Source organism: Duganella sp. Dugasp78 (assembly GCF_059491455.1).
In genome coordinates this window covers 1,540,837-1,559,557 of record NZ_CP168506.1, presented here as the reverse complement: position 1 = coordinate 1,559,557, position 18,721 = coordinate 1,540,837, and the positions used below count along the sequence as shown (strand labels likewise).

12 protein-coding genes and 2 pseudogenes are annotated in these 18,721 nt (G+C 61.3%); 6 read left to right on the top strand and 8 right to left on the bottom strand.

All coding sequences use genetic code 11. The features are described 5' to 3' along the window. Nucleotides 1-6: 6 nt before the first annotated feature. The 3 genes from ACEN9O_RS06955 to ACEN9O_RS06945 are packed head-to-tail and all read left to right on the top strand — an operon-like array spanning nucleotide 7 to nucleotide 4,806. Nucleotides 7-1,113 (top strand): BatA domain-containing protein, encoded by a 1,107-nt coding sequence (locus tag ACEN9O_RS06955; protein WP_495616863.1) that lies wholly within the window; start codon nucleotides 7-9, stop codon nucleotides 1,111-1,113. Continuing rightward, on the top strand, nucleotides 1,097-3,139 hold the full coding sequence (locus ACEN9O_RS06950; RefSeq protein WP_495616862.1) for a hypothetical protein: 2,043 nt from the start codon (nucleotides 1,097-1,099) through the stop codon (nucleotides 3,137-3,139). The genes ACEN9O_RS06955 and ACEN9O_RS06950 overlap by 17 nt, the downstream gene beginning before the upstream one ends. Before the next feature lie 5 nt (nucleotides 3,140-3,144). Then, nucleotides 3,145-4,806: a hypothetical protein gene (locus ACEN9O_RS06945; RefSeq protein WP_495616861.1), complete on the top strand. Its 1,662-nt coding sequence runs from the start codon at nucleotides 3,145-3,147 to the stop codon at nucleotides 4,804-4,806. A 73-nt stretch (nucleotides 4,807-4,879) separates the two neighbouring features. Here the strand turns inward: ACEN9O_RS06945 and ACEN9O_RS06940 are convergent, their stop codons facing one another. From ACEN9O_RS06940 to ACEN9O_RS06930, 3 genes are all read right to left on the bottom strand, one after another. Next, nucleotides 4,880-7,606, bottom strand: coding sequence for a TonB-dependent receptor (locus ACEN9O_RS06940; RefSeq protein ID WP_495616860.1), 2,727 nt, complete (start codon nucleotides 7,604-7,606; stop codon nucleotides 4,880-4,882). A 207-nt stretch (nucleotides 7,607-7,813) separates the two neighbouring features. Next, nucleotides 7,814-8,821, bottom strand: coding sequence for an alpha/beta hydrolase (locus ACEN9O_RS06935; protein WP_495616859.1), 1,008 nt, complete (start codon nucleotides 8,819-8,821; stop codon nucleotides 7,814-7,816). 76 nt (nucleotides 8,822-8,897) lie between these two features. Continuing rightward, a complete protein-coding gene (locus ACEN9O_RS06930) occupies nucleotides 8,898-9,554 on the bottom strand; it encodes a pyridoxamine 5'-phosphate oxidase family protein (RefSeq protein WP_495616858.1) in 657 nt (218 codons plus the stop codon). 90 nt (nucleotides 9,555-9,644) lie between these two features. On the opposite strand from ACEN9O_RS06930, the pseudogene ACEN9O_RS06925 reads away from it, so the two are divergent. Beyond that, nucleotides 9,645-10,247 (top strand): annotated as a pseudogene (locus tag ACEN9O_RS06925) (GntR family transcriptional regulator); the annotation flags it as partial. 357 nt (nucleotides 10,248-10,604) lie between these two features. Here ACEN9O_RS06925 and ACEN9O_RS06920 read toward each other — a convergent pair. From ACEN9O_RS06920 to ACEN9O_RS06910, 3 genes are all read right to left on the bottom strand, one after another. Next, entirely contained in the window at nucleotides 10,605-11,213 is a 609-nt protein-coding gene (locus ACEN9O_RS06920; protein ID WP_495616857.1) for a recombinase family protein, read from the bottom strand. Nucleotides 11,214-11,438: 225 nt separating this feature from the next. Continuing rightward, on the bottom strand, nucleotides 11,439-11,756 hold the full coding sequence (locus tag ACEN9O_RS06915; RefSeq protein WP_495616856.1) for a hypothetical protein: 318 nt from the start codon (nucleotides 11,754-11,756) through the stop codon (nucleotides 11,439-11,441). A gap of 661 nt (nucleotides 11,757-12,417) precedes the next feature. Then, the gene (locus tag ACEN9O_RS06910) at nucleotides 12,418-13,158 is read right to left on the bottom strand and encodes a hypothetical protein (RefSeq protein ID WP_495616855.1); all 741 of its coding nucleotides are present in this window, start codon (nucleotides 13,156-13,158) and stop codon (nucleotides 12,418-12,420) included. A gap of 73 nt (nucleotides 13,159-13,231) precedes the next feature. On the opposite strand from ACEN9O_RS06910, the gene ACEN9O_RS06905 reads away from it, so the two are divergent. Next, entirely contained in the window at nucleotides 13,232-13,474 is a 243-nt protein-coding gene (locus tag ACEN9O_RS06905) for a helix-turn-helix domain-containing protein (RefSeq protein ID WP_495616854.1), read from the top strand. A 151-nt stretch (nucleotides 13,475-13,625) separates the two neighbouring features. Here the strand turns inward: ACEN9O_RS06905 and ACEN9O_RS06900 are convergent, their stop codons facing one another. Beyond that, a complete protein-coding gene (locus ACEN9O_RS06900; protein ID WP_495616853.1) occupies nucleotides 13,626-15,323 on the bottom strand; it encodes a recombinase family protein in 1,698 nt (565 codons plus the stop codon). A gap of 7 nt (nucleotides 15,324-15,330) precedes the next feature. Here ACEN9O_RS06900 and ACEN9O_RS06895 point away from each other — a divergent pair. Further along, nucleotides 15,331-16,230 (top strand): annotated as a pseudogene (locus tag ACEN9O_RS06895) (aminotransferase-like domain-containing protein); the annotation flags it as partial. Here the strand turns inward: ACEN9O_RS06895 and ACEN9O_RS06890 are convergent. Continuing rightward, the gene (locus ACEN9O_RS06890; protein ID WP_495616852.1) at nucleotides 16,227-18,656 is read right to left on the bottom strand and encodes a TonB-dependent receptor plug domain-containing protein; all 2,430 of its coding nucleotides are present in this window, start codon (nucleotides 18,654-18,656) and stop codon (nucleotides 16,227-16,229) included. The pseudogene ACEN9O_RS06895 and the gene ACEN9O_RS06890 sit on opposite strands and share 4 nt — an antisense overlap. Nucleotides 18,657-18,721 lie beyond the last annotated feature (65 nt).

The window sequence follows — 18,721 nt, the reverse complement described above, 5'->3', positions numbered from 1 at the left end:
CTGTCGATGCTGAGTTCTTATCCATTGTGGTGGCTTGCGCTGCCGGTGCTGCTGCTGCCGGTGTGGTGGCACCGTCAGAAGCGCCAGCGCCTGAAGGCCGAGCCGCTGGCGACGGCGCGCTTCCTGCCATCGGCCGCGCCGGAGCAGTTGCGCGTCTGGCAATGGCGCGACCGCTTGCTGTTGCTGGTGCGCTGCCTGATGCTGGTGGCGCTGATCGCCTGGCTGGCCGCGACCATCTTCCCTTGGCGCGGCGATACCGTGCTGCTGGATGCCGGTGCGGATAAGGCGTGGGCGGAGCAGCAGATCGCGGGCGCCGGCATGGGGGCGGCGCAGCGCATCGAGCTGCCGTCGAATGGCTTGCAATGGCTGCGTCAGCATGAACGCGACTGGCGCCCCAGCGCGCGTCTGCTGATGGTCGCGCGTGCCGGGCAGGTGGCGATGCCGGCCCGCGTGCCGCAATTCAGCCATCAGGTGGAGCTGCGCATCAAGCCATTCGTCGCCGCGGCCGCCGCGACGCCGACCGAGCATCACATTGTGCTGGCGGGAGCTCAGGAGCAGGGCGCTGGCTGGCGTTCGCTGTTCGCCGCCTTCAGCCGCGCCGGCGATGGCGCCAACCGCTACACGCTCGCTGCCGAACCAAACGCAAAAACCGAGTTGATCGTCTGGGAATCCGCCGCTGCGCCGCCCGCCGACTGGCGCGCCCCGCACTGGTGGATCGCCGCACCAACCCCCGTCGTTCCCGCGCAGGCGGGAACCCATACGGCGCGTGATCAGAGCCGCAGCATGGATTCCCGCCTACGCGGGAATGACGAGCTAACGATACGCGGCGTAAACGACATCACATTGAAATACACCGACACTCCGCGCGGCCGCCTCTGGACCTCGGACGCCATACCGCCCCGTGACGCCGACACCGCACGCACGCTGTACGAAGCCTGGCAGCAGCTCAGTCCAGCCCCCGCACCGGCCTACCCGATGCCATCGAAAACGCTGGGCGCCGCCCGCAGCGCGCTGCCCGCCATCACCGACGCCAAGCCGGCAGCGTGGCTCGCGCTAGCCCTGCTTGCGCTGTTTTTACTGGAACGGATACTGACCCATGCACGGCGAAACTGACTTCCTGCGCCGCCACCTGTGGGCCGCCGTCCTGCGCCGCCGTGCGCCGCAATGGCTGGCCGCGCTGGCGCCGCTGGCCATCGCCCTGATCCTGCTGCACGCGGCGCCCCTACTGGCGATAGCGGCCGTACTGCCGTGGGCTGCCTGGGTGGCAATCGACATCTACCGCTGGCGCCTGCGCGTCAAACGGGAATGGACCTCCTGGCTCAACGCCGCCATCCCCGCGCTGGAAGACAGCAGCACGCTGCTGGCAGCCGACGCCACCACGCCCATCGCAAAACTCCAACAGCAACGCCTGCAAGCCCGCCTTGCCTCCGTGCTGGGCAACGGCGACTACCGCAGCATCGCCCGCAGCCGCGTGCGTGTCAGCGTCATACCGCTCCTGCTCAGCCTTGCAGCCGCAGGCGCCGCGTGGGGTTATCACGGCAAACAGACCGCCGCCGTGATAACCACCCCCGCCAGCCAGACCGCAAAGCCCATCGTCGACGGCGAGATCTACCTGCGCGTCACACCGCCTGTCTACACCGGCGCCCAACCATTCGAGACCGCCGCCCGCGACATCCAGGTGCCGCAGTTTTCCGAAATCCGCTGGTGCGTGCGAAATCCGACCGGCCCGCAGCCGGCGGTGGAGCTGGGCGACGGACTAAGCCTGCCCGTCACCGAAGCCTGCGCGACGAAGCGAGTGGAAGAGTCGCTGTTCTGGCGCGCGCGCGGCAAGAACGGCACGCGCTACAACATCCGCGTCACGCCGGACCAGGCGCCGCAGGTGACCATCATCGAGCCGGGCGAATTGATACACATCCTCGCCAAGGATGTGAAGACCGTGCAAATCGCCGTCAGCGCCCGTGACGATTACGCCATCGTCCGCGCCAGCCTGCACATGACGCTGGCGCGCGGCAGCGGCGAGAACATCCGCTTCAGCGACCGCGAAGTGCCGCTGCCGCAATCGTCCGACCCGAAAGTCCGCCACTGGAAAAAGCAGTGGACCTTGGCGGAGCTGGGCATGGAGCCCGGCGACGAGCTGTACTTCTTCGTGCGCGCCACCGACAACTCGCCGGACAATCCGCACACGACGCAGTCGCCGACCTACACGCTGCGCCTGCCCGCGCCGGAAGCCGAGAGCCTGGACTCGACCGCGCTGCCGTCGATCGCCAAGCCGGAAAACCTGCGCAGCCAACGCCAGATCATCATCGACACCGAGCAACTGGTGGCCGACATGCAGGCCCATCCCGCCATGTCTGCCGCCACGGTGCGCGCGCGTAGCGAATCCATCGCATCGGACCAGGCCAAGCTGCGTCTGCGCTACGGCCAGTTCCTCGGCGAAGAATCCAGCCTGTTCGGCGACGAGCACGAACACGAACACGAGGGCGAAGAACACCACGGCGGCAAGCCTGCCTTCGGCAGCGAAATGTCGGTGCTGAAGGAGTTCGGCCACGCCCACGACCAGGAAGACAACGCCACCATTTTCGATCCCAAGACCAAGGCGATATTAAAGCGCGCGCTGTCGGCCATGTGGGACGCGGAGAAATCGCTGCGCGCCATTTCGCCCAAGCCCGCGCTGCCGCCCGAGTACAAGGCGCTGGATGCGATCAAGGAGCTGCAGGCTGCGGAGCGCATCTATCTGCACCGCACCGCCTTTGTCCCGCCTGCGCTGAAGGAAGAGAAGCGCATGAGCGGCGACATCGTCGGTGTGTTGAGCTACAAGCGCGCACAGGGCGCCGCCGGCGAGACCGTGCCCGCAGAAGTGCGCGAGCTGGTACAAGCGCTGTCGCAGGACGGTGCCTTGCCCGCCCTGTGGAGCAAGGCCGCGCGCGACACCATCGCCGCCCGCATCGCCGACCAGGAACAGAAACTGAGCGCCCAGCGCGCCGTGCAGGACGTGCAGGATGGCTGCGTCGCCTGTCGCGGCGAGCTGCGCGCATGGTTGCGCGGAACGCTGACGGATGCGCCGGTGCTGCTGCAGGCGCGGCCTTCGACGGATACGCCGTTCCGCCAGGCGTGGAACGGCAAGGAGCAGTTGAAATGATCAATATGGATCTCACCGCAATCGCCGTACCTGCGGCGGTGCTGGCCGTCGGCGCGACCAGTGCGGCGCTGTATGGCCGCAAGCGCAATTGGGTCAACGCGACGCTGGTGGCTGTGGCGTCGGCGTCGCTGGCGGTTTCACTGGCGAACATACGTTTGCCGCAAGCCGGCGAGAACGTCCTGGCGGTAGCGACCGACGCTTCCGGCGGCATCAGCGAAGCATCGCTTCTGGCGATTCCGCGCGCGCAGGCCATCGCCCTGAGCGGCGACGGCCTGCGCGAAGCGGAATGGCGCGACCTGCCAGCGCGCCGCGTGCAGTGGAAGCCTGCCGAAGCCGACCTGCTGTGGCTGGACTTTCCGCGTTCGATGTCGCTGGGCCGCATCTTCACGTTGACGGTGCGGCGCGCCCAGGCGCAAGCGGGTTGGCGCTTGCAGCTGCTGGCCGAGAACAAGCAGGTGCTGGCGGATTCGAATCTCACCGCGTCGGCCACGTCGCAGCTGAGCGTGCAGTGGCTGCCGCCGGTAGCGGAGGCGATGGTGTTGCAGGCGCGCTTGCTGGACGCCGCAGGGAAAGTGATCGCACAAGGCCCGGTGCCATTGCACGTAAAAGATGCGCTGCCCTTGCAGATACAGGGCCGCTTCGATGCGCCATCGTTCGATGCCCGCGCGCTGAATCAACTGCTGGCGGACGGCAACGCGATCCTCGACTGGAGCGTCACGCTGGGCAAGGCGGTGGCTCGCAGCGAAACCGCACGTACCCCCTTAACAGCGCCCAACGCGGTGTTTGTCGATGCCGCCTACGTGGAGCATATGAATCCGTCCGCGCGCGGCGCGCTGCTGGCGCAGACGCGCCAGGGCGCGCCGCTGGTGGTGCTGGGCGCGAACGCCGCCGACGCCGCCATGTGGCAGCGCGAGTTCGGCCTGCGCCTGCATCCACAATCGCCGACCACGGAGAAGGAGGACACGCGCCAGTTCACCGTCGCCGGCGCCGTGCTGGCGATGCCGCCGGGCGGCTTGAATCCGGACGATAACGCGGCAGCGCCGTGGTCCGTCGTTGCGCGCGACGGCAAAAAGCTGCCATGGCTGTGGCAACGCGATATCGGCCAAGGGCAGCAGCAGGGACGCGTGATATGGATAGGCGTGTCGGACTGGCACCGTTATGCGATCAGCGCGCCGCAAGCCCTGGCCTTGTGGTGGCAGGGCGCGATGGACACGATCGCGCTGGCCAGCGCGCAGAAAGCCAGCTGGCGGCTGCCGGATCCGATGCCGGTGCCGGGCTTGCGCAGCGAAGTCTGCGTGGAAGGCGGCGCGGTGGCAAGCGTGCAGCCGGCCGAAGACGAGCCTGTCCTGGCATTGCAGGCGCGCGCCGACAAGGCCGATGCGCGTTGCGGCGCCTGGTGGCCGCAGCATGCCGGTTGGGCCAAGTTCAACGCGGCGGGCATGGATGCGCCGGCGTACGAGTATGTGTATGACGTGAAGGATTGGCCTGCGTGGCAGCGGGCCTTGCGGCGCGATGCGACGGCGGTGTATGCGGCGCGGAGCGCTGGCGAGGATGGCAAAGGCAACGGCGCGGCAGTCGAACGTCCACTGCCGGCTGTCCCTTTTGCGCTGCTGTTCGCCCTGTGCATGCTGGGCTTGTGGTATCGCGAGTCGGCGCAACGCCGGTAAAAAAGATCCTGCAACGGGGATTGCAGGATCAAAAACCGGCCTGATACTTTGGCCGGCATCCTTGCAACTGACATCAGAACTTGTAGTTCACTCCAAACAGGACCGTGCGGCCATACTTCGCATACTCCAGCTGACGGTCCTTGCTGTTGGCGTAGGTTTCATACGCCTCGTTGGTCAGGTTGTTCACCTGCAGCAGAACACCCAGGCCCTTGTAGGCGCCGTCGTTGAAGGTGTAGCCGATCTGGAAATCGACCGGGCTGTCGCCCACCACGTAGCGCAGCTGGCGGTCGCCGGCGAAGTTGCCGATCTCACCCACGTAATCCGAACGGCGGCGCGTGCTCACGCGGGTCGAGAAGCCGGCCTTCTCGTAGTACATCGTCAGGTTGGTGACGTTGCGCGACAGGCCAGGCAGCTGGATCTTGCCGATGGTCGAGTTGATCTGCTTGATGTCGATGCCGCTCTCGGTGTACGAGCTGCTGGCCAGGATGCCGAAGCCGTCCAGCGCTGGCGTCAGTAGTTCCAGCGGCACCGACACGGACAGCTCGGCGCCTTTCAGCATGCCGCCGCTGCCGTTGTAGGACGTGGTGTACTGGCCCATGTTGGTGATGGCGTTGGTGCCCGCCGTGTACTGCGAGAAGTCGCGGGTTTCCGAGAAGGTGTAGATGTAGGTGTCGAGCTTTTTGTAGAAGCCCGCCAGCGCCACGTAGCCCTTCTTGGCGAAGTACTTCTCCCACGAGATGTCGAAGGCCTTGGCGCGCCATGGATCGAGGCGCGCATTGCCGCCGCTGCCGCTCGGCAGGCGGGTGCCGGCATCGACGGTGAAGTTGAAGCCGGCGTTGAGCTCATCGACGCGCGGACGGGCGATCTGCTTGGCCAGCGACAGGCGCAGCGTCTGCTCGTGCGGCAGGCCGAAGGCCAGGTTCATGCTCGGCAGGACGTCGTTGTAGGTGCGGCCGTCTTCGATTGGATGGGCGGCGCCGCCGTTGTCGGCGTACAGCGACTGCGAGGACTGGTCGGTGCGCAGCAGCTGCGCGCCGAAGTTGCCGCGCACGGTCACGCCGCCCCAGTCGCTGTCGATGTTGGCGCGGGCGTAGCCGGTGGTGATCTTCTCGGTCACGTCCCACGCGCGGCTGATGGTGCCGGCGTTGTTGGCCAGGCTGTAGTCGATCGGGTTGAAGTACTTGGCGATCACGCCCGGCACGTTCCACGAAGGGACGATGCCGCCGCCGGCGAAGCCCAGGTCGACCGGTGAATACAGCAGGTCGCTGGAGATGGTCGGATTGCCCTTGGCGAACAGCTGGCCGGACGGCTGGCGCTTGGTCTTGGTGCGGTCGCTGTAGTTGATGCCGATGTCGACGCCGCTCAGGTATTTGTCCAGCATCTCCGGCGCCGGCAGCGTGGCGGCCAGCTTGAAGCTCTTGAGCGTGTCCTTCAGGTGCGGCGAGTAGGTGCTGCCGTAGCCGTAGATCGAGTTGCCGGTATAGAGCTTGGCCGGATCGCTGTAATCGAGCTTGCCGGCGATGGTGGCGAAGTGGCCGGGCGTCCAGCCCACGGTCATCAGCGGATCGTTGAAGGCGCCGCCGCCGGCGCTTTGCAGCTGCAGGTTGTTTTCCAGGTAGGTCTCGTCGCGCTTGGCTTCCGAGTAGTTGGCGTCGGCCAGCAGCGACCAGCCGCCGAAGTTGAATTTGTTGGCCCAGCCGGCGGTGCGGATTTCATCCTTGCGGTTGTTGTACTGGCCGCGCACCAGCGGGTAGGCGCCGGTGGCGGTGCCGCCCAGCAGCGTGCCGTTGACGATGTTGGTGCTGTTGTAGTTGAAGCCGACCGGGTTGTTGCTGCCGTTGTAGCCGCCCAGGTTGACTTCGAACTGGTTGTTGGTGTCGACCTGCTTGAACTCGGAGGCGAAGACGTCCAGGGTGCTGGTCCACATCTTGTTCGGGCGGTATTCCAGCACGCCGATCAGGCCGGTGCGCTTGAGGGTGCCGCTCTTGGCCAGCGCCTTGACGCCGGCGGTGACGTAGGTGCCGGCCGGGACGCCGGAGACCTTGCTCTGGTCGAACGGCTCGTAGGTGCCGGTCTCGTTGTCGAGGATGGGCGATTCCAGGCTGGCGATGCCGAGCGCGACGCCGACCGTGCGGTTGGCGAACTGGTCGATGTAGCTGGCGCTGATGCGGTGGCCGGTGTCCTTGGTGTTGGCGATCTTGCCCATCGAGTTCTGCTCGCCGCGCACGTTGACCGACATGGTGCGGCCGGCGAAGGCCAGCGGGCGCACGGTCTGCATGTCGATGGTGCCGGACAGGCCCTGGCCGACCAGGCCGGCGTCCGGGGTTTTGTAGACGGTCACGCCGCTCAGCAGTTCGGACGGGTACTGGTCGAATTCCACGCTGCGGTTGTCGCCGGTGCTGACCTGTTCGCGGCCGTTGAGCAGGGTGGTGGCGAAGTCCGGCGACAGCCCGCGGATGCTGATGACCTGGGCGCGGCCGGCCACCCGTTGCGCAGCCAGTCCGGGCAGGCGGGCGATCGATTCGGCGATGCTGACGTCGGGCAGCTTGCCGATGTCCTCGGCGGAGATGGATTCGACGATGGAGGTCGAGTCCTTTTTGACCGAAATCGCGTCCTCGATCCCGCGCCGGATGCCCGATACCACCACCGTCGACACCGGCGTGTCGGCCGCTTGCGGCGCGCCGGCGGTCTGCGCGTGCAGCGGCGCGGCCAGGGCCGACATCAGCAGCGCGCAGGCGGCGGCCACCGGGGTGAGGGGAAGGGCGGCACGGACGCCGGACGGGTGCGTATTGAACTTCATTTGGAGGTCTCCTGGTGTTGTAAAAGGTCGCTTTTGTACGGCGTTCTGAGGCCGCTCGGAAACGATCTTGTATTAAAACTAGAAACCAAGTCAAACGAATATTTATGTTTCGACATTAAGAATACGCAATATTTGCCACAATTCTCCCAGGGAAGCGCTTCCACGTTGTATTTACGCCATGTCGTCCGATCTCAAATTGTAGGTAAACTACATCGGCATGTGGCGCGCCCAGCGCGCGATGTGCTCCGCGACCGCCGGATCGCTGACGGTGTCGAGCGCCATCGACTGCATCGGCGGGATGCCGGGCGGCGCGACCTTGTAGAAGTGGGTCAGGCCGGGGAAGCGGGCCAGTTCCGTCGGCAGATTGCCGCGTCCCTGATGGAGGAGTTCGGCGTGCGCCGGCGGCACCGACGCATCCTGCCCGCCCTGGACGATCAGCACTGGCTGGCGCACGCGCGCCAGTTCGGCCACGGGGTCGACGCGGTCGACGCTGCGCAGGTAGGCCAGGCTGAAGTCCGGCATGGCCGCCAGCATCGCCGTTTGCGGATCCGTCCGGGCGCCGGCCGGCAGCGGCTCGCCGGCGCGGATGGCGGCGACGACCTGGTCGAACATCGCCATGCCGGCGGGCGCCATGGCGGCCACCTGCTCGCGCATCAGGCTGAGGAGGGGCGTGGCCGGACCGGACAACGAGACAACGCCGTCGATGGCCGGCGCGTCGGCGCCGCTGGCCAGCAGCGACGCCACCAGCGCGCCCTCGCTGTGGCCGGCCACGATGAGGGGACGGGCCGGCGCTGTCTTGCGCAGCAAGGCCAGGCCGGCCGACGCGACCTCGGTGCGGGTCGGGAAGGCGGCGTGGCGCGCGGCCGCTAGCGCATCCACCGTGCGCGAGCCGGTGCCGGGACCGATCTTCGCCATCCGCAGGACGGCGTAGCCGCGTTCGCCCAGTTGCGCAGCCAGGTCCGCATACAGATGCGGTTTGAGATTCATGGTCGGGTAGTTGCCGTCGACGTCGCTGAAGAGCGAGCCTGGCAGCAGCAGCACCGCGCCCTGCGGCTGGCCGGCCGGGAAGGTGATGCGGCAGGCGATTTCCACGCCGGCGACGGTGACGATGTCGTCCTGCTCGCGCAGCGGCGTGGCGCCGGCGGCCGGCGCGATGATGGACATGGTGAGCGCGCCGGCAAAGGCGGCCCTGGCAATCTGCTGAAATGTACGCATGATGTTCCTTTCCTGGTAAAGCACCAAGGCTGAAGTATCACGTTACGTTAATGTCAAACAGATTGTACGTCCTGCCTTACCACTTCTGCCACGCGATTACGTAGGCCGGCGCGGCATGGCTGCATGCCGGATCGGTGATGGGCTTCATCTGCATGCGCGCGAACGGCAGCACGCCCGCCCACACCGGCCAGCTCATGTCGTCCTCGTCGTCCTCCGGGCCGCCGGCGCGCACCTTGCAGGCCGCCTCGTCGAGCGCGATGCGCATGATGGTGGTGGCCGCGTATTCCTTGTCCGAGCCCGGCCGGATTTCGGCCTGCCGGCCCGGCACCAGCTTCTCCATGAACGCCTCCATCGTGCGGCGCCGTTCGCCCTCGTCCGCCACCACCTCGAACCGTCCGTAGATCATCGCCGAGCGGTAGTTCATCGAATGATTGAACGCCGAACGCGCCATCACCAGGCCGTCGAGGTGGGTGATGGTCACGCAGGTCTCGCTTTCCGTCAGGCGCTTGAGCATGCGGCTGCCGTTGGAGCCGTGAATGTACAGGTGGTCGCCCTCGCGCCAGCAGGCGGTGGGGATGCAGTGCGACCCACGGTCGTCGGCGAAGGCGATGTGGCACAGGTAGGCGTCGTCGATGATGGCGTGCAGCGTGGCGGTGTCGTAATGCGCGTTGGTCGGAATGCGGCGGACGCGGGTGCGTTCGCTCGGTGCGGCGTGGCTTGCTGGTTCGGTCATGATCTCCATCCAAAAAGGTTGAAGCCGCAATATAATGGTTGGCTGGCTCCTGAAACAGGTCCAGAAATAATCAATTTGATGGAGCCACGAATGGACTTTGCCTTGCTGATCGACGGCTATGCCGCGCAGAACCGCCATCGCGGCTGGCCGCGCCAGCGTTTGCTGCACGAATGCCTGCGCGCGGCGATCCGCAACGGCACGCTGGCGGCGGGCACGCGGCTGGCCGCTTCGCGCGCGCTGGCCGAGGAGCTGGGCCTGGCCCGCAACACCGTGCTGTACGCCTACGAGCAGCTGGCCAGCGAAGGCTTCGTCACCACCGACCGGCGCGGCACCGTGGTGGCCGCCGTGGCGCCGGACCGCGAGCCTGCGGCGCTGCAGGCGGCGGCCGTGCCGCAGGCCGGCCTTTCGCAGCGCGCGCGCGCCTTGCGCCCCCAGCAGGGACCGGCCGAGATGATGGGCGCCTTCGTGCCCGGCGTGCCGGCGCTCGACCATTTTCCGCTGACGCTGTGGCGCCGCATGCTGGAACGCGCCTGGCGCGCACTGACGGTGGAGCAGCTCAACTACGGCGATCCGGCCGGCGAGCCGCAGCTGCGCGAAGCCATCGCCGACCATCTGCGGGCTGCGCGCGGCGTGGTGTGCGAGGCGGCCCAGGTGTTCATCACCGACGGCACGCAGAGCAGCCTGCTATTGTGCACGAATACGCCGGACTTTTTTTCGCTACGCTCGTTGTCATAGATGTACTGTAGTGGTGTAGAAACGTAGCGAAATTAGGTGTTGATTTTGATCGTCAATTTGAAGGGAAATAGGGGAGAGGTTCTCTTTAACCATGCCTATGTACACAATCGCATATGAGCAGGTGCGTGGTGTACCGAGGTTGCCAATGGCCCGCATTGGTTTTCGTTATGAAAGGTTAGCTATGAACAGAGTCAAGACGGTGTTAGTTCGTGCATATCTACGCTTCAGGTTCGGTGTATGGGAAACTGTAATTTCTCATTACCGGGCTGCACCTGTTGCGTAAGTAGTTGAAAACCTCTCCCCTATTTCTATTCGTCAACACGCTTTCTTTAAGATTAGTTTCACTTGTGACTCGCTCACGTTGAGCGTCGATGCGATCTTGGCTATTGTGTAACCGATGGCGCGTAGTTCAACTATTTTGGCATTTGCTACTGTGTCAGGCTTACGGCCTTTGTAGGTTCCTTTGGCCTTTGCTACCGCGATCCCTTCGGCTTGACGCTGACGGCGCGTTTCGTAGTCTTGGCGGCACTGATAGAGGGCGATCTTGAGTAGCATATCCTGCATTGCACTCATTACGATGTCCGCTACGCCCTCACCAGCTTTGGGCAGGTCAATAAGGCCAGGAACACTCACCTTCGCTCCTTTCACCTTGATTGTTTCCATCAAGGCTTCGGCCTTGTCCATTGGCAAGCGGCTTATCCGATCAAGGTGTTCTGCAATGATGGTTTCGCCCGGCTGAAGGTCCGCAATCATACGTTGCAGTTCGGGGCGATTTTCTGTGGTGCCGCTGGCCTTCTCGCTGTACACCGCCGCAATGTAGAACCCTGCCGCCTTCGCTTCCTCAACCAATTTCTGTTGGCGGGTAAGGTCTTGTGATTCGGCGGATACGCGCTGGTAGATTCGGGCGATGCGTTGGGTAATCATACTTGGCTCTCTTTGCTTTTTTTGATAAGACAAATAGAGTATACCCATAGTAACCATTGAAATCAACAGAATTTGTGGGGGGAATCAGCAAAAAATCCCGCTATTTTGACTGCTCTTATCTCCACCACCCTATTTGACTTGTGGATTGGCTGCGGCACAAGTTCTATGGCCTTAATCTGTCCAGCGCAGGAAACGATATATACTGTTTATACTAATCTTTCATACTCAGCGTACTCGGTCTTGTAGCAGTGCCATGTCCTGCTCCGTCACATGCCCTAACTTCATCAAGTAGGCCCAGCCTCTAGCAAGGCTACTATCATCTTCCAGTCGGGCCATCTTGAGAATTTGCATCTGAAGGCTGTTCATTGACCAAGTGCCGCCCGTCAGCGTCTTGACACGCCTCGCGTTTAGCTTGTCGCATAATGTCTTGGTATCGTACCCATTCCTAATGCCAAGTTGAAGCCAATTGAGAATGTTCTTAACGTCTTCCCACTTCTTTGGTGCCTTACTTGCATCTATCTTCGCTTGGTATGCGTCTTTCATCTTATTGTTTCCTAAGTGGTGGATTAATGATTAATATTGCCTCCATGGATTTGAACTAATTAAAGGTTTGTCCTGCTGGACTGGACTTAACAGAAACCGTAGAAGGAGTTGTTACTGAATTTTAGGCGCAACTGTAGCGTGACACCTGTACATATACCGCTTAATGGATATGTTTCTTGAGGTGTTTTAGGTGAGTCACGCCAGTGGCGTCGGTACTTTTTTCACTGCGAGTTAGATTTTCTTCGATCTGATCCCCGGGGCGCAACGAAGCGCACACCATTTTTAAGAGGCGAAGATATGAGTAGTCTGTGTGAATAGGTGTACCGAATGTAAGATATTATTACTGGTTGCGTCTTACGCTGACTTTCCGCCCCGAACCGCGCATGTGGGCCAACTGCAAAATACCCGAGCGCTTGTTGTTCTCTCTCCGGGCAGTTGATACCGTTCAGGACTTCAACTCTAATCCACTTGAATTAGCCATTGCCTCTCTGCCGGTACTGTAGACTTGGAGCATTGCACTCACAAGAATACTTATTTATTTAGTTTATTATACACGATATTTGTAGAATGTCAATAGGCAACTATTTCGGAAATTATAATATCTCTTCAGCGAAGAAGGATGGTTAAACAAAATCTTCATAATGAAGAGATAATTTGTCGCCTATAGGGTGTCCGCAATTTTTTGTGCGCGCTCAATCGCATCGCCAGCCGCAGAAAAAATAATGGATACGCCTCTACCAATTTTTAATTCGGTCCCTTTTGGAGAATATCCCGGAGGAAACACAAAGTACTTGCCCAATGCGGTTCCGGGAGCATATATGCTATCTTGGGCTATCCCGGGATAGATTTCCTCCAATTCATCGATATATTTTTTTATTTGCGGGGAGAAAATAATAGAGCGTCCCGTAGAGAAGAAGCCTTGCGTCGGCACATCGAAAACAGCAGAAATTGTGTCGCCATTCCCTTCAAATTTATGCTCCCACAATTCATGTGCCCTATCGTAATGGTTAAGGGCGTCCAGGAAATCTTTCATTATTTCTGGATAATTTTTTGCGATATCTGTCTCAGAAAATAATTTGACATCGAATTTTGCATCAGCTAATGCGGGGGCATAATTAACATAAGATATCCCGGTTTTAACCTTGACGTCCAATTTTTTTAAACTGTTCAATGTTTGCACGATAGCGGCCTTATCCGCTTCAATTTTTCTCTTCCCTGAATTGGCATCAATTTCAGCCCTAACAGCAACATTTTTGACGTTATCTGCCGCCTGCTTGGCTTCAATGCAAGAGTTGCGGACCTCTTTATCTTTGATTTTCTCACATGTGAACCCTTCTTTTGGAGCTGCACCGGTAGCGTTGCAGAAGAAGAGTAGGACAATTGCGAGACTCGTGGATTTCAATGTGGTTCTCCTAAGTATGAATTGAGGTACATGTACCGTCGATCATAGTCTAACATCTTAGGATGATGGCAATGTGCCTAATCTATCAAAAAATCGCCAAGACCATGCCTTGTTGGCGCTTGGGTCTTCCATTCGCCAGCTTCGTATGAGCAAAGGTATGTCCCAAGAGGCGCTGGCTTTAATGGCGGAGGTTGATCGAAGCTACTTGGGCCGCGTGGAGCGGGGAGATAACAATGTGGCTATCCTAACGCTCATCCGACTTGCGAAAGCATTAGGAACCACCGTTGAACAGCTTGCCAGAACGGCGCACCTTTAACTATGCAAAACGAGGTAATCCGAATAATTTCCTCAAAATGGTACTGGCATATCCGTCTTGTTAAGCAATATCCGGTGTTATGTCCCGCCGGCAATAACATTCCATCAAATATCTGACTTTTAAATGGATCAATGTATTAAAGGCTGCAGCATTACGTGCTTCGTTTCATTAAGTTGACTTTGAACATATCGCCCTTCCCAAGCAATGCTGATATGTTGTTTTTCCATATGGGCATTGCTGTCTCCGCAAATTTAAGGTTCTCCTGAGTGTAGTTGCCTTGAGCTTTCATCTTGTCGAGTTGCTCCACATTAAATGGAATAGGCCAAATTTCCTTATGTGATTGAACTATGAACCCAATTAGCGGATTTTCGCCCTCAATAATTATATACGCAACTGCCTGCCTAGGATGCGATATTGATTGAATCGAAACTGTTATCTTGCGACGTTTCAATAGGCTATTTGCTTGAACTCGTCCCTCGTAGCTCGCCATCACGACATTAAGTTTTTCAAAAAATGTATCGATATCTAATATTGCGTCAGAGGCCAACGTGAAATTAAGGTTTGCAATCTCTGCTTGTAGAGAAGCTATCGTATCTTCGCATTTTCTTATCCCCTTAGCGCCAGCTAGTGTCGGTTCCTCTTCCTGAATAATCTGAGTCGCCGCATATTTTTTTTGTTCGATATGAAGCTTGTTCTGTGCCGCTTGAAGCTGTTGTGCTTGGTTAGCGCTGTTGGCCTGAATCAGAGATTTGTCGCCCACCTTTGCTAATATTTCAGGCAATACCTTCTCCGAAGCATCTAGTCGTATACTTTTCTCATCGCATGTACCTTTTTTTGCTCCGTAACACTGGAGATAGGAATGACGGCCTTTATTGCTAAGGTGGAGCCGTGAGCCACAAGTATAGCAACGTGCGATGCCTTGCCATATATTGAAGGTCGCGCTTTGCTTGGTTGCTCGGGTTATCCGACGAGTTTTTGTGGCATCCTGCACTGCGTTATATAGTGTCGAACTAATAATAATCGGATAATACTCATCTATTGGCTCTCCTATGGGCGTGCGTGCTTCTCCCCGGGCGTTTGAATGAGGCTGGTATACTCCCATAACAGCGGGGTTTTTCAGCAAAAGCTGGATACTGCTACTGCCCCATGAGGTGCCTTTGAAACTCTTAATGCCACGTTCATTCAACATTCTGGTAATAACTGTTCTGCCGTAGCCATCCAACGCCCATTGGTACACCTGCCGCACTATCGTTGCGCGTTCTTCATTGATAACGTATCGCTCTGGTGTGTAGGTTAGCCATAGTGGGGCAGTGTCACCACGAGGGGTCTTGGCAACTCTTGCTTTCTCGTTTTTGTTCTGCCAATTGGATATGCTACGTTTGCTTTTAGCCTTGCTCTCATCGTTGCTCCGCTCCATAGAAGCCAGAGCAATGATTAGTGAGGTCCAGTTATCGGACATGCTTTTTTCACTATAGGCGATGCCGTCCATCAAAGTAACTACAACGATACCTTTTTTGGTGATTTCTCTGAGTTTGTCTAGTGCGTCCATTGGCGGTAGGCGCGAGAAACGATCAAACGACTCAATCAAAAGATAAGAACCTTTCGCGATCTGCCCTTTGTCTACAGCTTCTACGAACTTGCCAAGTTTTCCAAGAGGCCCAAGGTTACGCCCTGAAAATGCAGATACACCAAGGTCGTGTAAGGTTAGCGTTGTATCTAGAGTGAGTCCCTCAACAGCGTCCACATAGGCTCTCGCGGCTTTCACTTGGCGCTCAAGAGTGATGCCAGAGGACTGGCGGCCCGATGAATAGCGGGCATAGGAGTAAGCAATTGGCATGGGCGTAATCATACATGGAAGCCTGGATCTGTGCGTGCGCGCGCTGGCCGACGTCGGCGACACCATCTGGATCGAGAATCCCGGCTACGGCGGCGCGCTGGCGGCGGCGCGCGCCGCCAGCCTGAATGTGGCCGGCATCGATATCGACGACGACGGCATCGCGCCCACCGGCGAGGACTGGCTGCTGCGGCCGCCGCGCCTGGTCTACACCACGCCGTCGCACCAGTACCCGGTGGGCAGCGTGCTCAGTCTGCGCCGCCGGCTGGCGCTGATCGCCGCCGCGCGCGAGGCCGGCGCGCTGATCATCGAGGACGACTACGACAGCGAATTCCGCCACGACGGCGCGCCGCTGTCGGCCATGCAGGGCCTGGCGCCGGACGCGCCGGTGGTCTACCTGGGCACCTTCAGCAAGACCATGTTCCCGTCGCTGCGGATCGGCTTCGTGGTGGTGCCGCCGTGGCTGGCCGAGGCCTTCGCGCAGATGCGCGCGCAGTCGTCCGCGCGCGGGCGCGTGGCCGAGCAGCTGGCGCTGGCGGAGTTCCTGCGCAGCGGCCAGTTCGCGCTGCACCTGCGGCGCATGCGGCGGCTGTACCGGCAGCGGCGCGACGCGCTGGTGGCGGCGCTGCAAAAACACCTGGGGTCGGTGGCGACGGTGCACGGCGGCTCGGCCGGCATGCACCTGGCGCTGCGCTTCACGCAGGCGCACATGGACGACCACGCGATCAGCGCGCAGGCGCTGGAGCACGGCATCGTGGCCGAGGCGTTGAGCGGCAAGGATACGCAGGGAACGTCGGGCTGGAAGGGACTGATGCTCGGCTACGCACAAGTGCCGGCCGAGCAGATGGAGGGACTGGTCAAACAGTTGGCGGCGATACTGCACCTGGCGGCGTTTGCCGCCAACCGTTCAGGACGACATTAAAACGCGGTGTCGGCGCGGATGTACATCGAGCGGCCGTTGACGCCGATCGGGCAGGTTTCCCAGCAGCGGGTGAAGCCCAGTTTCGGGAACGCGCCGCCGTTGGTCCACTCCGACGGCAGCTGGTTGAACAGGTTGTTCACGCCGACGCTGAAGAAGGTGCGCTTGGTGTAGGCATAGCGCACCGAGGCGTCGACCAGCCACTTGGCGTCCCACTTCTGCAGCGGGCTGAAGTTTTCCGCTTCGACTTCGCCGTAGTAGTTGGCGCGGGTGTTGATGTTCCACTGGCCGGCGGTGTAGTCGGCCGCCACCACGTGGTGCTTGCGCGGCTGGCCGTGTTCGATCAAGGTCACTTGCGACTTGTCGAACAGCTGCTCGCCGGTCAGCACCGACGACGTCGAGTGGCGCTTGGTGACTTCGGTCTTGTTGAAGCCCAGCTGGCCGGACAGCACCAGGGTCGACGCCGCGAACTTCGAGGTGTGCTCGGCCACGATGTCCAGGCCGCGCGTGCGGGTGTCGACCGCGTTGGTGAAGAACTGCGCCTGGCCCACGCCCAGCGGCTTGAGGATGTTGGCGATCGGGCCGCCGTTGGCTTCCGGCGCGATCTCGCTCGAGAACACGATGCGGTCCTTGATCTTGATCTCGTACAGGTCGGCGGTCAGCGACATATTCTTCGCCGGACGCAGCACCATGCCGACGCTGCCGCTGGTCGAGGTTTCCTCTTTCAGCGGCGCGATGCCGAAGGCCTGGGTGACGGGGCTGCCCTGGCGGGCGGTCAGGGTTTCGGTCAGCACGCCGTTGTTCAGGTTGGTCGACACGGAGCTGTAGAACTCCTGCTGCACGCTGGGCGCGCGGAAGCCGGTGGACAGGCTGCCGCGGAAGCCGACTTCCTTGGTCGGGTCGTAACGGGCGCTCAGCTTGCCGGTGACGGTGCTGCCGAAGTCCGAATATTTTTCGTAGCGCACGGCGCCGGCCAGGGTCAGGTTGTCGAGCGGCTTGTGCTCGGCGTCGAGGAACAGGGCGATGTTGTGGCGGCCCGAATCGACGGCGGTGGCCGGCGTGTAGCCGGGGAAGCCCTGGATGCCGGAGGCGGCGGTGGCGCCGCTCGGCGTCTTGATGACGATGGCCGGGTTGTTGCTGCGGCCGTACTGGTAGGAGACCGGGTCGCCGGCGACGATCTGGTAGTTGTCGGAGCGGTATTCGAAGCCGGTGGCCACGAACACGCTGCTGTCGCCGAACTTGACCGGGCCCTTGACGTCGGCGTTGAAGGTCAGCTGGTTGAACTTGAGCGTGCCGGTGTTGGCGTCGCGCGGCGATTCGCCGTAGATCGAGCCGTCGGCCTTTTTCTCGTACCAGTAGCTGACGTTGACGCTGTCCGATTCATGGAAGCCCAGCTCGCTGGCGCCGTAGTTGATGCTGACGTCGGCCTTCCAGTCGCTGGCCAGGTCGCGGCGGTAGCCGAAGGCGAACGAGGCGTCCTTGATGTCGGTGTGGATGGCCGGCAGGTAGCCGTTCGGCGAGATCGATGGAATGGTGCGGTCGTCGCCGGCCGAGCGGAAGAAGCCGAACGAGTCGCTCTTGCGCTTGGACAGGCCGCCGAAGGCGTAGAACTCGCTGGCCTTGTCGATCGGCAGCGCGGCGTTCCACCACAGGTAGGAATCCTTGGTGTTGCTGTCGCCGATGTGCTGGGTCACGCGTGGCGGGTCGACGCGCAGCGAATCGGGGCCGGCGCGGTTGGTCTCGCCGCGCTTGCGCGCCTCGGCGGTCAGGTTGAGGAAGCCGCCGTCCTGGCCCAGCGCGAAGCCGGTGTTGGCGCTGCCCGAATACAGGTCGCCGTCGCCTTCGGAGGTGGTGCCCACGCTGCCGCTGAGCGAGGTCTCCTTGACCTGCGACTTGAGCACGATGTTGATCACGCCGGCGATCGCGTCCGAGCCGTACTGGGCCGCGGCGCCGTCGCGCAGCACCTCGATGTGGTGGATGGCGCCCAGCGGGATGGCGTTGATGTCGGTGCCTGCCGAGCCGCGGCCGACGGTCTGCTGCACGTTCACCAGCGCCTGCTGGTGGCGGCGCTTGCCGTTGACCAGCACCAGGACCTGGTCAGGCCCCAGCGAGCGCAGCGTGGCGGGACGGATCGAGTCGGTGCCGTCGCTGATGAAGGTGCTGGAAAAGTTGAACGACGGGTCCAGCGTCTGCAGCAGCTTGCCCAGTTCCAGCGGGCCGGCGGTCTGCATGTCTTTCAGGCTGATCAGGCCGACCGGGGCCGAGGTGTCGAGCGCGGTCTTGGCGACCGAGCGCGAGCCCAGCACGACCACGGTTTGTTCCTGGGGTTGGGCGGCATCGGCGGCGGTCTGGGCGCTGCCCTGGCCAGCGGCCAGCAGCAGGATCGCGCTGGCGACCAGCGTGCGTTTGAAGTGCGGTGCTCTTGTCATGTATCTCTCTCATTGTGGTGGACACGCGCGCGGATAGCACGGTCGAGAAAAATACTATCGTGGCC

Bases quoted from the DNA above. Each gene is read 5' to 3' on its own strand.
- ACEN9O_RS06955 (WP_495616863.1), top strand. From the start codon at position 7: ATGCTGAGTTCTTATCCATTGTGGTGGCTTGCGCTGCCGGTGCTGCTG.
- ACEN9O_RS06950 (WP_495616862.1), top strand. From the start codon at position 1,097: ATGCACGGCGAAACTGACTTCCTGCGCCGCCACCTGTGGGCCGCCGTC.
- ACEN9O_RS06945 (WP_495616861.1), top strand. From the start codon at position 3,145: ATGGATCTCACCGCAATCGCCGTACCTGCGGCGGTGCTGGCCGTCGGC.
- ACEN9O_RS06940 (WP_495616860.1), bottom strand. From the start codon at position 7,606: ATGAAGTTCAATACGCACCCGTCCGGCGTCCGTGCCGCCCTTCCCCTC.
- ACEN9O_RS06935 (WP_495616859.1), bottom strand. From the start codon at position 8,821: ATGCGTACATTTCAGCAGATTGCCAGGGCCGCCTTTGCCGGCGCGCTC.
- ACEN9O_RS06930 (WP_495616858.1), bottom strand. From the start codon at position 9,554: ATGACCGAACCAGCAAGCCACGCCGCACCGAGCGAACGCACCCGCGTC.
- ACEN9O_RS06920 (WP_495616857.1), bottom strand. From the start codon at position 11,213: ATGATTACCCAACGCATCGCCCGAATCTACCAGCGCGTATCCGCCGAA.
- ACEN9O_RS06915 (WP_495616856.1), bottom strand. From the start codon at position 11,756: ATGAAAGACGCATACCAAGCGAAGATAGATGCAAGTAAGGCACCAAAG.
- ACEN9O_RS06900 (WP_495616853.1), bottom strand. From the start codon at position 15,323: ATGATTACGCCCATGCCAATTGCTTACTCCTATGCCCGCTATTCATCG.
- ACEN9O_RS06890 (WP_495616852.1), bottom strand. From the start codon at position 18,656: ATGACAAGAGCACCGCACTTCAAACGCACGCTGGTCGCCAGCGCGATC.